The 15,267-nt window shown below is 62.4% G+C and carries 12 protein-coding genes; 7 read left to right on the top strand and 5 right to left on the bottom strand.

Going from position 1 to position 15,267, the window contains the following annotated elements; translation table 11 throughout:
- The first annotated feature begins 16 nt into the window (after positions 1-16).
- Positions 17-2,701: an ATP-binding protein gene (locus tag VGL70_15420; GenBank protein ID HEY3304913.1), complete on the top strand. Its 2,685-nt coding sequence runs from the start codon at positions 17-19 to the stop codon at positions 2,699-2,701.
- A 124-nt stretch (positions 2,702-2,825) separates the two neighbouring features.
- Positions 2,826-3,311: a histidine kinase dimerization/phospho-acceptor domain-containing protein gene (locus tag VGL70_15415; protein HEY3304912.1), complete on the top strand. Its 486-nt coding sequence runs from the start codon at positions 2,826-2,828 to the stop codon at positions 3,309-3,311.
- A gap of 36 nt (positions 3,312-3,347) precedes the next feature.
- Here VGL70_15415 and VGL70_15410 read toward each other — a convergent pair whose 3' ends face one another.
- The 3 genes from VGL70_15410 to VGL70_15400 all read right to left on the bottom strand — a co-directional run bounded on the left by VGL70_15410 (position 3,348) and on the right by VGL70_15400 (position 6,108).
- Entirely contained in the window at positions 3,348-3,725 is a 378-nt protein-coding gene (locus VGL70_15410) for a response regulator (protein HEY3304911.1), read from the bottom strand.
- A 675-nt stretch (positions 3,726-4,400) separates the two neighbouring features.
- A complete protein-coding gene (locus tag VGL70_15405; protein ID HEY3304910.1) occupies positions 4,401-5,432 on the bottom strand; it encodes a DUF933 domain-containing protein in 1,032 nt (343 codons plus the stop codon).
- 82 nt (positions 5,433-5,514) lie between these two features.
- Complete coding sequence (locus VGL70_15400) at positions 5,515-6,108, bottom strand: hypothetical protein (protein ID HEY3304909.1); 594 nt, start codon at positions 6,106-6,108, stop codon at positions 5,515-5,517.
- Positions 6,109-6,372: 264 nt separating this feature from the next.
- On the opposite strand from VGL70_15400, the gene murJ reads away from it, so the two are divergent.
- From murJ to VGL70_15375, 5 genes are all read left to right on the top strand, one after another.
- Positions 6,373-8,034, top strand: a complete 1,662-nt coding sequence (gene murJ, locus VGL70_15395) for a murein biosynthesis integral membrane protein MurJ (GenBank protein ID HEY3304908.1) — start codon at positions 6,373-6,375, stop codon at positions 8,032-8,034.
- A gap of 116 nt (positions 8,035-8,150) precedes the next feature.
- The gene (locus tag VGL70_15390) at positions 8,151-9,581 is read left to right on the top strand and encodes an MFS transporter (GenBank protein HEY3304907.1); all 1,431 of its coding nucleotides are present in this window, start codon (positions 8,151-8,153) and stop codon (positions 9,579-9,581) included.
- Positions 9,582-9,798: 217 nt separating this feature from the next.
- Complete coding sequence (locus VGL70_15385) at positions 9,799-10,653, top strand: substrate-binding domain-containing protein (protein ID HEY3304906.1); 855 nt, start codon at positions 9,799-9,801, stop codon at positions 10,651-10,653.
- 1 nt (position 10,654) lies between these two features.
- Positions 10,655-11,368 (top strand): ABC transporter permease, encoded by a 714-nt coding sequence (locus tag VGL70_15380; GenBank protein ID HEY3304905.1) that lies wholly within the window; start codon positions 10,655-10,657, stop codon positions 11,366-11,368.
- Positions 11,350-12,441 (top strand): ABC transporter ATP-binding protein, encoded by a 1,092-nt coding sequence (locus VGL70_15375; protein ID HEY3304904.1) that lies wholly within the window; start codon positions 11,350-11,352, stop codon positions 12,439-12,441. The genes VGL70_15380 and VGL70_15375 overlap by 19 nt, the downstream gene beginning before the upstream one ends.
- An 84-nt stretch (positions 12,442-12,525) precedes the next feature.
- On the opposite strand, the gene VGL70_15370 is transcribed toward VGL70_15375, so the two are convergent.
- Both VGL70_15370 and VGL70_15365 read right to left on the bottom strand, forming a co-directional pair.
- Complete coding sequence (locus VGL70_15370; protein ID HEY3304903.1) at positions 12,526-13,947, bottom strand: FAD-dependent oxidoreductase; 1,422 nt, start codon at positions 13,945-13,947, stop codon at positions 12,526-12,528.
- Between the two features lie 97 nt (positions 13,948-14,044).
- Positions 14,045-15,211 carry a polysaccharide pyruvyl transferase family protein gene (locus tag VGL70_15365; GenBank protein ID HEY3304902.1) on the bottom strand — a complete coding sequence of 389 codons (1,167 nt, stop codon included), beginning with the start codon at positions 15,209-15,211 and terminating at the stop codon, positions 14,045-14,047.
- Positions 15,212-15,267 lie beyond the last annotated feature (56 nt).

Below are 15,267 nucleotides of genomic sequence, written 5' to 3'. Positions count from 1 at the left end.
CCCGCCGCGACGCGCGATGAAGATCCGCTCCCACCTGATCGTTCTGGTGCTCGGCGCCGTGCTGCCGGTGCTGGCGTTTTCCGCCGTCATGACGGCGGTGTTCTGGCGCGAGCAGCGCATCGCCTTCGAAGAGCGCTTTCTCGACCGCGTGCGGGCGATGTCGATCGCGCTCGATCGCGAGCTCGACGGGAATATCCGCGCGCTGCAAGTGCTGGCGGAATCCCCATATCTCCAAGCCGGCGACCTCCGCCGCTTTTACGAGCACGCCGTTCGGGTCCGCGCGACCCAACCGACGTGGGCCAACACCAATCTGGTTGATGCCGCCACCGGCAGACAAGTCATCAACCTCAGGCGGCCTTTCGGCGCGAAGCTTCCCGAGATGGGGATGGCCAAGGCTACCCTCATGGCGTTGGCGCAATCGGGGCGCCCGTTCGTGACCTCGCTTTCAAAGGGTCCGGTGACCGGGGAATACGCGACGCGCATTATGGTGCCCGTCCCATCCGACGGCGCGCGTCAATACATATTGGTCGGCGTGATCGATCAGGCTAGCTGGCTAAAATTTCTCTCGAGCTACCCGGTCGCGCCGGACGCGACGATGACCTTGCTCGACCAGGACGGCATCATAATCGGGCGCACGCTCAACAATAATATCTGGGTCGGCAAGCGGCCGTCGCCGGGTCTCTACGACAAGACGCGCAAGATGGCTGAAGGCGCGTATCGCAACGTCGGCCTCGAGGGGCAGTTGTTTTACGGCGCGCACAGCCGCTCGAAGATTTCCGGGTGGACGGTCGCGACCGGCGTCCCGGCGGCCGGGGTCGAGGCGGCGCTGCGCGAATCGACGATCGCCCTCGCCGCCGCGGCGGGGGCGATGGCGCTTCTCGCCGTCGCCTTGGCGTTCATCTTCGGCAAGCGCATCGCTGGGCCGGTGTCCGCGCTGGCGCGCTCGGCCGGCGCGCTCTCGAACTCGGAGCCGGCTCCCGTCGAGAAACCGACCGGCATCGCCGAAGTCGAGGAAGTTTCCCGGGCGTTTCATGACGCGGCCGAACGGCTCAAAATTCACGACGAAGAGCTGCGCTACCAGACGCAGCTTCTGGGCACGATCACCGATAACGCGCCCTCGATGCTGGTCATGCTGGATACCGAAAGCCGGGCCACCTTCGTGAACCCGGCAGCGGAGCGCATGACCGGCTACAAGCCGGAGGAGCTTGTCGGACAGATCGTGCATGAAAAAATTCATCACTCGCACCCCGACGGCACGCCCTACCCGGTCGAGGAGTGCTCTCTCCGGCAGGCGGTATTGCGGCGGCAATCAGTCCGCGATCATGAAGACGTGTACGTCCGCAAGGACGGCAGCTTCTTCGACGCGCTTTGCTCCGCCACCCCGATCTTCCGAGCCGGCGTTGCGGTCGGCACTGTGGTGGAAGTGCAGGACATCACCCAGCGCAAGCGCTACGAAGAAGACCTCGAGAAGCGGGTGCGGGAACGCACCGCCGAGCTCGAGCGCACGGTCGAACAGCGGGAAAAATTGCAAGAGCAGCTCTTGCAGGCGCAGAAGATGGAGAGCCTGGGGACGCTGGCCGGCGGCATCGCGCACGATTTCAACAACATCCTGAATATCATCCTGGGTTACGCTTCGACGTTGGCGCGGAACTCCGAGAGTCCGATCCCCCTGGCCGACGGGTTGAAGGTCATCCGCGAAGAAGTCGAGCGCGGCGCGTCTGTGGTCCAGCAGCTTCTCATGCTCGCCCGCAAGAGCGACATCCTGTTCGAGCCCCTGGACTTGAACGGGCTTCTCCAGGGACTCGCCAACCTCTTGCAGGAGACCTTCCCCAAGACCATCGCCATCTCCCTGGAGCTGGACGGCAAAATTCCCGGCGTCATGGCCGACCCTAACCGGCTGAATCAAGCCCTGCTGAATCTCTGCGTCAACGCCCGGGATGCCATGCCCGGGGGCGGCCGGCTGCGGCTCGGCACCGGCGCCGTGGCAGGACGCGACCTGCGCGAGCGTTTCCATGCGGCGGAGGAAAAACAATACGTCTCGATCATGGTCGCGGACACGGGCGACGGAATCGACCCGGCGATCCGCGACCGCGTTTACGAGCCGTTTTTCACGACCAAAGGACCGGGAGAAGGGACGGGCCTGGGGCTTGCGGCGGTCTATGGAATCGTCGCCAGCCACCACGGCTTTATCGATCTCGCGAGCGAGCCCGGCCGCGGGACGACTTTTCACATTTACTTGCCTGCGCGACCGGAGAGCCACAGGCGGGCGGGGCCACCCCCGGCGACGGAAAGTCCGGCGCCGGAACCCCGGCAAGCAAACGGCACCATTCTTCTTGTGGACGACGAAGAGCGGCAACTGGATTTGATCCGGAGCTTCCTCAAGGACAACGGATACCGGGTCCTGGTGGCGCGAGACGGCGGCGAGGCGGTGGACCTGCACCGGCGGCACAAAGATGAGATCGCCGCGGTGGTCCTCGACCTCGGCTTGCCGGGACTCAACGGATGGGAAGCTTTTCTAAAGATGAAGCAGGCGCAACCGGAAGTCCGGACCATCGTCACCAGCGGCTACATCAAAGCCGAACTCAGGTCGGAAATGATCCGGCAGGGCGTCGCCGCCATCGTTCACAAACCCTACATGCCCGACGATCTGATGGCTAAGATCGACGCGGCGATCAGCGAATCGGCCGTACACCCCGCGTAAAGCAGATACGGGCTTTTTCTCAAGCAGACCGGGGTTTTACCTGATTGGACCGACCGCCTTGCGCGATAGAATGAGCGTCATTGCAGCGTGGACTGGCGCGGCAAAAATCAACCCGGGAGCATTTATGCAATCCGAATTGTCACAGCAGATCCTGGATTTACAGGCCGGCGACCATCTCGACGGCGAAGCGGCTGCCCTTGCCCGTCAGGCGCAGAAGATGGAGAGCATCGGAACGCTCGCGGGTGGCATCGCGCACGACTTCAACAATATTTTGAACATCATCCAGGGGTGCTCCGCTCTGATCGCCAGCCACGCGGGCGAAAACGGCGAGATCGCCGATAGCCTGAACGTCATCAACGAGGCGATCAAGCGCGGCGCCGGCGTCGTACAACAGCTCCTCACGCTCGCGCGGAAAAGCGATTCCGTGCCGGAGACAACCGACGTCAATGCGGTGGTCGGGGGGCTCGTGGAACTGGTCAAAGGAACTTTTCCGAAGAACAGCGAAGCGACGATGGAGCTAAGCCCCGAACTGCCTCCGCCGATGGCCGAGGATTCAAGCGCTCCGGCTATCGAAGAGAAAGATAATTCCGCGGTGTCCGTCAGGGGGTAAAACAGAAGGCAGCAGGGCGGGATCAAAAAGGCCGAGCTATTCTCCCAGCGCCTGGCGAACGCTCTTCACGATTGTTTCCGCGACGTAGGGCTTGGGGATAAAGTCTCTGACCCCGCCTTTCACCATATCGGATCTGACTTTGGGATCGAGATACCCGCTGGTAAGAATCATCTTGACGTTGGGATTGCGCTCTCTCAGGGCGAGAAAGACCGTCCAGCCGCCGAGCTTCGGCAGGGCCATATCGCACAGAACGAGCTGCACTTCACTTTGATGGCGGCTATAGACGTCGATCGCCTCGATGCCGTCCTTGGCCGTGAGGACTCGATAACCCGCGTCCTCGAGAATTTTTTTGAGCAGGTTCAGCATCGGGAGCTCATCCTCCACGACGAGAACCATCTGTCCGTTGGCTTCCATGACGATTTCCTGAGCCTGAATAGCTTTTAACAGACTGTTGAAAAACCCCCGTTCACCCTTCGAGAGTCTCAGGGCGAGCGGACCTAGTATTGGAATCGTTGAGTAATTTCCGTTCGTGCTGAGCTTGTCGAAGCACGAGTAGGACTTTTTCAACAGTCTCTTAATATTCGACCCTCGCCCGAACGTCAAGAGGTTTGTGGAAAAAATGTAGGCGCCGGGGGGTCTTTTGTCAATACGTCGATCGCGGCATCCGAACGCAATATACTCACTGCCCGCCTAGGGGTCTCCTCGAGGAACCGACGTACCTTCGCTTCACTCGGACTATGGATCCTGCAAAAATAATATGCAGGTTGCTCAAAAAGTCCTCAGAGGCGCGCGAAGGTCCGCGAGCGGAGGCGTACTCTTCTAGTCTAGTCTAGTACGTTGACGCCATAGCCCGCCACCGGCGGGCGTTAGAATAAGCGGGCCGAGCAGCGCCATTATAACCGCCCGCCTGGGGGTCTCTCGGAGGGTCGATGCGTGGGACGCGGAGATGCAACCGTACTTCTTCGGGTGAGCGTAATACAGCGTATCGCATCGGCCCGGAGAGAGATTCCCAGGCGAGCTGATGGTGGTTCGACAAGCTCACCACCCTGAGGGAACTCGAAGAGCCTATGAGACTTTGTGAGCAAGCTGTCAGACGTTGAAGCGGAAGTGGATAATGTCGCCGTCTTGAACGGGATAGTCCTTGCCTTCGAGGCGGAGCCTTCCCGCCTCGCGGCATTTGGCCTCGCTGCCGTAGCGGATGAAGTCGTCGTAGGCCGCCACCTCGGCGCGGATGAAGCCGCGCTCGATGTCGCTGTGGATCTTTCCCGCCGCCTTCCGCGCCGAAGTTCCCTGCTTGATCGTCCACGCCTTGACCTCGTCTTCGCCGGTGGTGAAAAAACTGATGAGATCGAGGAGCCCGTAGGAAGCGCGGATGAAGCGATCGCGCGCCGGCTCGCGGATGCCCAGCTCATTTAAGAACGCCTGCCGGTCCTTCTCGTCGAGCTGGGCCACCTCCATCTCGACCTTTGCCGAGAGAACGAGCCCCGGGATTTGCAGCTTCTGTAGCTCCGTCTGATACGCGTCGGGTAGCTCCGTTCCCGCGCCATCCTCGCCGACGTTGAAAAGCGCGATCACGGCCTTGCGGCTGAGAAAGCCGAATCCGGCCAGCAGCGTCTCTTCGTCGGGAGTGAAGCCGAGGCTTCTCAGGCTCGCCTCGCTTTCGAGCGTCTTCAAGCAGCGCGCCAGCAGGTCGCCCTCGCGCTCCTTGCCCTTTTCTTTTTTGAGCCGCGCGAGCCGGTTCTCCACCACGGCCAAATCCGCCAGAATCATCTCGGCCAGCAGATCGCGCAGCTCTTTCATCGGATCGGACAAGCCGGCGAAAGCGCCGAGCACCAGCGCCATTGCGTCCACGTCCCTCATCTGCGCCAGCAGGGCCGCGTTCGCTTTGAGTTTCTCCTGGCTCTGCGCCGCCGGAAAATCGGTGAAGCGGATCTCGGCGTAGGTCGTCTTCCGGGGCTGGAAGATCGCCGACAGGCGGTCGACGCGCGCGTCGGGCACTTTGGTGACGCCGACGTGGCTTTCGGTTTTTTCTCCCTGGGCGAGTCCGGCGTTGAGCCCGGTGAGCGCGTTAAAGATCGTCGTCTTGCCGGAATCTTGCCGGCCGATCAAGCCTACCTTCATTCGTCCTCACTCTACCCTCTCCCTCACCCTCTCCCTGAGGGAGAGGGTAGGGGTGAGGGCACAAATCTACTAGATGATATATCTATTTCTGCGTGCCGAGAAATTGCGCCAGGAGTGTTTTGGCGCAGACGTTGGCGGCTGCGGCGAATTTTTTTTCCACGACGGCGAGCGACGTATCGAAGTTGTCCAAACTCCCTCCCGGATCCCACCCATCGTACTGGCACTGCCCCTGCCAAAAGACGCGGCCGGTGTCCAGGCGCAAGAATCTGGCTCTGGCCAGGTAAGCGATCTGGTAGGGTTTACCCACCGAATGCCCGGAAAGCAGCCCCCACGTGGTCGTTTTGAAATCGAGCACGACTCCGGCGCCAAGCTTTTTCACGAGCGCCTTCACGTCGTCGTCGGAAAACGGCTCTGCGGTTTGAACCAGCCGCGCGGCGTCGAGATGTCCCTCGAGTCCTTTCAGAAAAATGTCACTCACCTGTCGCACCGGGTCGTCGAGAGGAGTATCGATCGCGTAAACCTGGTTTCTCGGATCCCCGCCGCGGCCGACGAAACCGCCGGTCACGGGATTGAGCGCGCCGATGCCGCCGAACGGTTGCAACGGCGCCTGGTAAAGAAAACGGGGCGGCGGGTAAGTGACGACTCGAATCTCGGTCTCGCTTTTCAAGCGCGCCATCTCCTCCCGATCGATCGGGATCACCGCCGGCGCGCAAGCGGCAAGGAACAGGAGTAATGGAGTGATGGAGTATTGGAGTAATGGATTTAAAGACCAGCACTCCGACACTCCAGGACTCCAACCCCTCGCCGCGCTTTGCCTGTCGTTCACCGTAGTTTTACGCTAACAGAAGCGGCGGGCGAAAACAAAAGTGAATGGTCCGCGAGGGGAATTCTGTGCTATAACCCGATGAGTTTGCCGGAAGCAGAAATTTTCCGCACCCCCATGGCACCGTCCGAACCCGCGGGCGCGCGAGCGCCCGAGCCGCCGCACTCGAGCGTCGCGCTGAACGCCGGCATCGTGAGCGCGGCGATCATGGCGAGCCGCGTGCTCGGCCTCGTCCGCGACCAGGTCTTTGCCGCGCTGTTCGGCGCCGGCTTGCAGTACGACGCGTTTCTCACGGCGTTTCGCATACCCAATCTGCTCCGCGACCTCTTCGCCGAAGGCGCGCTATCGGCGGCCTTCGTGACGACCTTTTCCCAGACGCTCGCGACCCGGGGCGAAACGGAGGCGTTCCGCCTGGCGAGCCGGGTCGTGACCGCGATGATGCTCATTTTGGGCGTGATTTGCCTCGCCGGCTGGATCGTCGCGCCGTCGATCGTCCATCTCCTGGCGCCGGGCTTCTTCGAAGTGCCGGGCAAAGCGGACCTGACGATTCGTCTAACGCGGATCATGATTCCGTTTTTGCTGTTTATCGCGCTGGCGGCGCAGGCGATGGGAATTTTGAACGCGCGCCATCGCTTCGGCGTGCCGGCGTTGGCTTCGGCCTTTTTCAACGTCGGGTCGATCGTCGGCGGCCTGTTCTTCGGATTTGTCTTGGGTCCTCTCATCGGCTTCGGCGCGATCGAAGGCATGGCCTACGGCACTCTGCTCGGCGGCTTGTTGCAGTTCGCGGTGCAATGGCCGAGCCTCCGGCGCGTCGGCTACCGCTACCGGCCGATGCTCGACTTCACGGACCCGGGCGTGCGTCAAGTCCTGCGCCTGATGGGGCCCGCGGTGATCGGCGCGGCGGCGGTCGAGGTCAATGTTTTTGTCAACAGCAACTTCGCCTCGACGATCGTCGATCCGGCGACCGGCATGATCGGCAACGGCCCGGTGTCGTGGCTGAACTACGCCTTTCGCTTCGTGCAGTTTCCCATCGGCGCCTTCGGCGTGGCGCTCTCGACGGCCACGCTCCCTTTGATCTCGGCCGCCGCCGCGCGTAAAAACATCCCTGAATTTCGCCGCACGCTGGCGCACTCGCTTACCCTCGTGTTTCTGCTCTGCATCCCGTCCGCCGCCGGGTTGGCGATCTTGGGACAGCCGATCGTCGGCCTCATCTTCGAGCACGGGAAATTCACTTCGTTCGATACCGTCGAGACGGCGCGTGCGCTCGCCGCCTATTCCATCGGCCTCGCCGGCTACGCCGCGGTCAGGGTGCTGGCGCCGGCATTTTACGCGCTCGACGATTCGCGCACGCCGATGCTCGTGAGCCTGTTCTCGATCGCGGTGAATTACGCCGTGAACGCTCTGCTCGTCGGACCGTTCGGTCACGTCGGGTTGGCGCTCTCCACCTCCACCGTGGCGCTGGCGAATTTTACTCTGTTGCTCGTCTTGATGCGGCGGAAGATCGGCCGCATCGAAGGCCGCCGTCTGGTCCGGAGCCTGGCGAAGATCGGCCTCGCCGCGGCGCTGATGGCCGCGGCCGCGTGGCTCGTAAGCCGGCTCGTCGCGGCTGAACCATCGCTGGACGGCTTTGCGCTCTATCTGGCCCAGGTGCTCGCCGCCATCGCGGCGGCGCTGGCGGTTTTTTACACGTCTTGCCGGCTTCTCCGGGTCGAAGAGCTCGATGAGGCCGTGAACGCCGTCGCCGGGCGGTTTATGCGGCTTACGCGGCGCGGACGGTAGGGGCGGCCCCGCGTGGCCGCCCAGAAACGGGCAGGCACATAGGCCTGCCCCTACTTTTGCCTGATTTTCCGCGATGAGTGTGGTAGGAACGGGACTCGGAATCAATTAACCAAGAAATGATGGACGCGCGCATCAACCACCTGCTTCTCACCACGGCGCTCCTGGGAACTTTTTTTTCCGGAACCGCGACGAGGATCTTCCACATATCCATGCCGACCGTGGCGGCGAGCTTGGAAACGGATTTGATCGGGATCTCGTGGGCGCTGCTCGCGTACCAGCTCTCGAATATCGGCCTCTCGATCATCTTCGGCCGCATCGCCGATCTCTGGGACAGAGGGAAGGTCTTCGCCCTGGGATTCGCGGTGCTGGCGCTGGCGTCGCTCCTCTGCGGTCTGTCCCAGACCGTGTTGCAGTTGATCGTGTTCCGCTTTGTTCAGGGAGTCGGCGGCGCCATGATCCAGTCCTCCAGCCGCGCGCTCGCCGCCGAGGCCGTGCCCGAAGACCTCGGCGGCAGGGCGCAAGGCTACATGACCACCGCCCATCACTCGGGGTTTCTGCTCGGTCCGAGCCTCGGCGGGCTGATGATCGACTATTTGAGCTGGCGCTGGACCTTTTTTTTCCTCGTTCCGCTCGGCTTGTTCGGCGCGCTGCTGACGTTGGGAAATTTAAAACACCGGCAGGCTCCGCCGCGCACGCGCCACCCGGTCGACTACGCCGGCGCCGCCCTGTTGTTTGCAACGACGACCACGCTGGTCTTGATCCTCGACCGGCGCACGCTCACGGTGATGGGCGCGGAGGCCAAGCTCGCATCCGCGTTCCTTTTCCTGAGCTGCCTCATCGGATTTCTCATTCACGAATCCAGAACCAAGAGCCCGTTCGTCAACTTCGCGATGTTCAAAATCCGCGTCTTCAGCTTCAGCGCCGTGAGCCTCCTGCTCGTCGCCACGTGCTACAGCGTGATTTTCTTCCTGCTCCCCTTTTACCTTCAAGACGTGCTCCATCTTTCGCCGTCGTTTATCGGCCTCTTGTTCATGGCGCCGTCGATCACGACGGTCGCGCTGGCGCCGGTGAGCGGCTATCTCGCCGACCGGCTCGGACCGCGCCTGCCGGCGACGCTCGGCGGCCTCTGCATGCTCCTCGCCTTGTTGCTCGGGGGCTTTTTGCAGGCGGATTCCCACTGGCTCTTCCCCACTTTCATCGTCGCCTTCGGCGCCATGACCAACGGGCTTTTCAATCCGGCCAATTCCACGGCGATGATCACGCTGTCGCCGGACGAGCACCGGGGCTTCGCCTCGGCGCTCAATCACGTGGTCTCCGGTCTGGGAAATATATTCGGCGTCGCCCTCGGCGGACTCTTGATGACGGCGGCCTTCGAGCATTATACGGGGCTTCACGGAGTCGCGCCGACGGCGAAGGAGCCCGCGGCGTTCGTCGCCGCGCTCGCGACGACTTTCCTCGCCGCCGCCGGATTGAGTCTCGTCGCCGTCTTCACGTCGGCGGCGCGCGGCGGCGGGAAGCGCCGCGAGGCGCTCGCGGTGGAATCATGAACGAAAACTTGTAGGCCGGATTTTTCACCGCCGAGGCGCGGAGGACGCAGAGGGGGAGTTGGTATTAACTCTGCGAACTCTGCCCTTCGATTTCCCTCAGGGTGGTGAGGTTCTCGGACCATGTCTCCGTGGTGAGTACGCTTCCGAGAGCCTGTGGTGATTTGTCCTCGTACCGTGAATAAAGCGGGCCGGTATCGGCAGGAATAAGGAGGACCCGATGCGAACGAAGATCGTGCTTCATTGGCTGATCGCGCCGATCGCCGCTCTTTTGGTCTTCTCCCTCGTCCGGGCCGGCGAAGCGCCGCAGAGAAACGTGATTCTCTCGACCACGACGAGCACGCAGGACACCGGGCTGCTCGACGTGCTGGTGCCTCTTTTCGAGAAGCAGACGGGCTATTCGGTCAAGACGATCTCGGTCGGAACGGGCCAGGCGTTGGCTCTGGCCGCCAAAGGCGACGCCGACGTGGCCCTCGTCCACGCGCCGAGCCTGGAGAAACAATACGTGGCCGACGGAAAACTTCAGAACCGCCGCCTCGTCATGTACAACGACTTCGTCATCGTCGGGCCGAAGGAAGATCCGGCGCGCGTGGCATCCGTTAAGAAGGCCGTAGATGCTTTGAAGCTGATCGATAAAGCCGGCGCGCGCTTCGTCTCGCGCGGCGACAATTCCGGGACGCACATTCTTGAGAAGACGCTGTGGAAGCAAGCGGGGATCGACGCCAAGGGCGCGTGGTACATCGAATCCGGCCAGGGCATGGGCGCGACGCTCGGCATCGCCAACGAGCGCAACGCCTATACGCTCGCCGACCGCGCGACCTATCTCGCCTTCACGAAACGGATTGCGCTGGCCGTGCTTCTCGAAGGCGACAAGCCGCTGCTCAACGTCTACTCGGTGATGGAGGTCAATCCGGCCAACGGCCCGCGCATCAACGCCGCTGGAGGAAAGGCCTTCGCCGATTTCATGGTCGCGCCCGCGACTCAGGCGGTCATCAAAAGCTTCGGCCGGGAAAAGTACGGCCGGCCTCTGTTCGTGCCGGTCGCCGGGATGAAGGAAGAAGAGCTGGGAGAATAGCATGGCGCTTATCTGGGACGGCATCGTCACGGCGTTTTCGCTGGTCTTCGGCGGCGACGCCGAAGTCTGGTCGATCACCTGGCTCTCGCTCAGAGTCTCGGGAACGGCGACGATGATCTCGCTCGTCCTCGGCATCCCGCTGGGAATTCTCTTGGCGATGACGCGCTTTCCCGGGCGCTCGCTCGCGGTCGCCCTAGTCAACACCGGCATGGGGCTGCCCCCGGTCGTCGTCGGCCTCTTCGTTTCGATTTTTCTCTGGCGCAGCGGGCCGCTCGGATTTCTCGATCTCATTTATTCGCCGTCGGCGATCGTCATCGCGCAGGTCGTGATCGCATTTCCCATCGTGGCGGGTCTCACCCTCACGAGCTTCCAGACGTTGAACCCGAACCTGGGCCTGCAGCTCCTCGGCATCGGCGCTTCGAGGCCCCAGCTCCTCTGGCTCTTGTGCAAGGAGGCGCGGCTGCCGCTGCTCGCGGCGGTCATGGCCGGCTTCGGCGGCGTGATTTCGGAAGTCGGCGCGTCGATGATGGTCGGCGGCAACATTCGCGGCCAGACGCGCGTGCTCACGACCGCCACCGTTTTGGAATCGGGCAAGGGAAATTTCGCCCTCGCCATCGCCCTGGGGCTCATCCTGCTCGCTCTCAGCTTCGCGGTGAATTTCCTGCTGACGCACATCCAGCAACGGGAGCAGATCCGGTGGCCCAAACCCTCCTAAGCCTCTGCGACATCGAGGTCCGGCATGGGGAGTCCGCCGTTCTCCGGCTCTCCCGCCTCGACGTTCACAGCGGCGAGATCCTGGCGATCATCGGGCCGAACGGCGCGGGAAAATCGACCTTGCTCCGGGTGATGGGCCTCTTGCAGCAGCCGTCCGCGGGCCAAATCTACTTTCTGGGCGAAGAGGTCGGCCGCGACAACGCGCTGACCGTGCGGCGGCGCATGGCGAGCGTGTTTCAGGAGCCTCTGCTCTTGAACGCCTCCGTCTATGAAAATGCGGCGCTCGGATTGAGACTGCGCGGTCTCGGCCGGGCAGAAATCCGTGAGCGGCTGAAACCCTGGCTTGAGCGGCTACGCATCGCTCATCTCGCGTCCCGCCGGGTGCGCACTCTCTCCGGCGGCGAATTGCAGCGGACCAGTCTCACGCGGGCGCTCGCTCTCGACCCGGAGCTGCTGCTTCTCGATGAGCCGTTCTCCGCCCTCGACCCGCCCACACGCGAGTCCCTGCTGATCGATTTGCGCGAGATCCTGCAACAGACCGGAGTAACGACGGTGCTTGTCACTCACGACCGTCACGAGGCGTTCATGCTCGGAAGCCGGGTCGGCGTCTTGCGCGACGGGAAGCTGCTTCAAGTGGGGCCGAGCCTCGAAGTCTTCACGCGCCCGCTCGACGAGAGCGTCGCGGAAGTCGTCGGCGCGGATACGCGAATTCCCGCGCTGGTCGAGAGCAGCGATAATGGCGTGGCGAGAATCCGGTTCGACGGCGGCGTCGCCGAAGCGACGGGCGCCTTCGATGCCGGCGCGCGGGTGATTCTATGCCTCAGGCCGGAAGATATTATCTTGAGTCGAGAGACTGGCACGGGGCGCGATGCGGAAAGAGCGAACCGTTTACGCGTGAAGGTATTAAAAATCATCCCCTCGACGCTCCATTATCGTCTGGCGCTCCAGTGCGGCGGCAGCCAATTGACGGCGCTCGTCGCGCGGAGCGCGCTCATCGCCCTCGGCGTCAGCGAAGGCGACGAACTCGTCGCATCCTTTAATCCCTCGTCCGTCCACCTCATCGCTCAAAGATAAAAGCGGAAAGATGAAAGCTGAAATTCGGCCAATTCTCCTCTTTCCGCTTTCCGTTTTCAGCTTTCAGCTTTTCAGGCGGGATTTTCACCGGCCTATGTCCCGCAGGTTGGCGCCTTGTCGAATAAGTTCCTGCTGCACGTCGCTCACCGGCACGGCGCGCGGCGGTTTTTCCTGACGCACAGCGAGCGCGGCGCACGCGCCCGCCGCCTGCCCCGTCGCCATCGACACCGGCATGACGCGGTAGGAAGACAACGCCTCGTGCGTGCCGGAGATGCAGCGGCCCGCGACGAGGAGGCCGTCTATCTTTTGCGGCAACAGGCAGCGCAGCGGAATGTCGTACGCCTCTCCCGGCGGCAGCCGTTGCAGCAGCGTACCCGTCCCTTCGGGATTGTGGATGTCCACCGGATAGCTGCTGCGGGCGATCACGTCGGGAAATTTTCGCGCCTGTAAAATGTCGGCCGCTTGAAGCTCGTAGTCGCCCAAAATTCTTCTCGTCTCGCGCACGCCGACGTGGACGCCGCTCTGGACGACGTAGGTTTTCTCGAAACCGGGAACGTACTTTCTGAGAAAAGCGGCGATCTCGCGCATCTGGCGCCGGCTCTCCCACTCCGCGCGCGACCAGTCCCATACGTCGGTGCCCAGGACTTTGTTCACGCGCGTGCTGTTGACGCTGACTTCGCGCTCGTGCGGCGTGGCGAAAAAAAGCATGTCCTCGCGCGGCAATTGGAGCTTGCCCTCGGCCGTGGCCTTGCGGATCAGATCCCAAAGGCCGTGCACGCCGCGCCACTCTTCGGGATGCTGCTTGACGTAGGCGTCGAACGCCGCGCGCTCGAATTCGGTGATCCGGAACATCAACGTCATCGGCTGCACCAGGCCGTCGTCCTCCCTGCCGACCTCGTAAGGCGCGCCGGCGCGCGCCGCGACGTCGCCGTCGCCGGTGCAGTCGACGATGACGCGCGCGCGAATGACGATCGGACCCGATTTGGTCTCGAAGACGACGCCTTTGACGCCGTGATCGCCAAGCACATCGCTCGCGAACGCATGGAATAAAAACCACACTCCGGCTTCGTCCAGGAGATCGAGGGCGACAAGCTTGAATATTTCGGGGTCGAACGGCACGGTGTAGCCGGTCTTCATGGACGGCGCGATGGCGCCGCCGGCTTTGACCAGACGGTCGAGGAGCTTCGTGAGCGCGCCGGCGATCACCGGCTCGCCGCGCCCGTGATCGGTCGGGTAGAGATCGGTCGCTCCTTCTTTTTCCGCTCGGGGCCTCTGCGTGTGAAACGACATCAGCGGCATGACGAGCGCGGCGGTCGCGTTGCCGCCGAGAAAACCGTAGCGTTCGGCTAGAATAACGCGCGCGCCGGCGCTTGCGGCGCCGAGCGCCGCGCCGAGGCCGGCCGGCCCGCCGCCGACGACGAGAACGTCCGTATCGGCAGCCAACTGCGCGGCGCGCGGCGGCAGGCTGATGGATTGGGGAGTTAAAGGCTTGACCAGCGGCGGCATAGTTCTGCTAGGCAGTAAGCGGTAGGCAATACAGAGTAAAAGAGTGTCCGAGTTTTTTTACCTCCTGCCGACTGCATCCTGCTTTTGTGTAATCTGCTTACTGCTTATTGCCTACTGCGTTCTGCTTACCCTCTCCTATCGAAACAGTCTGCTCCGGCTTGATGGAGCGCAACAGGTCGCAGAGAATCTGATTCGTCCTTTTGGCGCGTTCTTGCAGCGGAGGAACTTTCTCTTCGAGTTGTCTCTTGATCTGGTGCCGCAAGTCCCACGAGCGATCGAGAAAGGCGCAGAGCTTCCCGATATTGAGCGCCGTCATCGGGGGCATCGGCATCTCCAGGTCCGACAAAAAGCCGGAGACTTTCGACGCGTAAGGGAGCGGCACGAACGGGACCTTCTGAATCCCGGCGAAGATCAGGAAGTGGAGGCGCATGCCCACGGCGAACGACATGTGCTTCATCAGCCCTAGGACCTCTCCCGCGCTGTATTCTCCCTTGAGAACGCCCGCCCGCTTGGTGTTCGCCATCTTGGAGATGACGGCGTGGGAGTGCTGCGGATCTTTATTTTCGCCTCCCTCCATCGGAACGAACAGCACCTGGGCGTCGAACCGCTCCACCATGTAGTCCGCCGCGTTCGCCAGCATCGCGTGGTACTGCTCGATGTTGAGATCGGGCGCCGCGGGGCCCGGCTCGCGCACGGAAAATCCCACCAGCGGGTTGTCCGGGTTGATGCCCTCTTTCTTCAACATCTCCTTGGTGAAATTTTGCGGCTTGAGCAGAAGCGCGGGATCGGCGGTGATCTCGATCTCCTGATTCACTCCCAGGTCGTGGAGAATTCGTTTCGCTTCGCCTTCGCGGACGGTGATCCGATCGACTTTGTTGAGCACCTGATTGACGAGCTGCTTGGCTTCGGGCGTTTTGATCGGACCGGCGCTGATGGCGTAGATCATCACCGGGATATCCAGCTCTTTGGCCCAGATCACGTCGCGCAGAAAGCTTTCGCTGACTTCGTCGTACAGAATCCCGCCGCCGCCGAGGACGAAGAGATCGAGCTTTCTGAGCTCTTCGAGCACTTCGTCTTTATGCAGTTCCCGAATGGGCACGGCGCGGACTTTGTGCCGTTGCTCCGTGTCTTTGGCATTGTGCGAAAATACGACGACGTCGACGTCGCACACCGCGCGCAGTTCTCTCAAGACCACTTCGAGAATCGCCTCGTCGCCGAGATTCATGCCGCCGTAAGATCCGGAAAGCGCCACCCGATATTTCATCAAAACATTTCCTCCGCTTTTCTTGATCTTTCAGCCTAGCAGGAGCGCGGACGGGC

The sequence above is a fragment of the Candidatus Binatia bacterium genome (genome assembly GCA_036504975.1).
In the GTDB taxonomy this organism is placed as follows: Bacteria; Desulfobacterota; Binatia; order UBA9968; family UBA9968; genus JAJPJQ01.
The sequence above is the reverse complement of the archived record's forward strand: the minus strand, read 5'-3'. Positions and strand labels throughout refer to the sequence as shown.

Coding starts and splice junctions, on each gene's coding strand:
- VGL70_15420 (HEY3304913.1), top strand. CDS start 17: ATGAAGATCCGCTCCCACCTGATCGTTCTGGTGCTCGGCGCCGTGCTG.
- VGL70_15415 (HEY3304912.1), top strand. CDS start 2,826: ATGCAATCCGAATTGTCACAGCAGATCCTGGATTTACAGGCCGGCGAC.
- VGL70_15410 (HEY3304911.1), bottom strand. CDS start 3,725: ATGGAAGCCAACGGACAGATGGTTCTCGTCGTGGAGGATGAGCTCCCG.
- VGL70_15405 (HEY3304910.1), bottom strand. CDS start 5,432: ATGAAGGTAGGCTTGATCGGCCGGCAAGATTCCGGCAAGACGACGATC.
- VGL70_15400 (HEY3304909.1), bottom strand. CDS start 6,108: ATGGCGCGCTTGAAAAGCGAGACCGAGATTCGAGTCGTCACTTACCCG.
- murJ (HEY3304908.1), top strand. CDS start 6,373: ATGGCACCGTCCGAACCCGCGGGCGCGCGAGCGCCCGAGCCGCCGCAC.
- VGL70_15390 (HEY3304907.1), top strand. CDS start 8,151: ATGATGGACGCGCGCATCAACCACCTGCTTCTCACCACGGCGCTCCTG.
- VGL70_15385 (HEY3304906.1), top strand. CDS start 9,799: ATGCGAACGAAGATCGTGCTTCATTGGCTGATCGCGCCGATCGCCGCT.
- VGL70_15380 (HEY3304905.1), top strand. CDS start 10,655: ATGGCGCTTATCTGGGACGGCATCGTCACGGCGTTTTCGCTGGTCTTC.
- VGL70_15370 (HEY3304903.1), bottom strand. CDS start 13,947: ATGCCGCCGCTGGTCAAGCCTTTAACTCCCCAATCCATCAGCCTGCCG.
- VGL70_15365 (HEY3304902.1), bottom strand. CDS start 15,211: ATGAAATATCGGGTGGCGCTTTCCGGATCTTACGGCGGCATGAATCTC.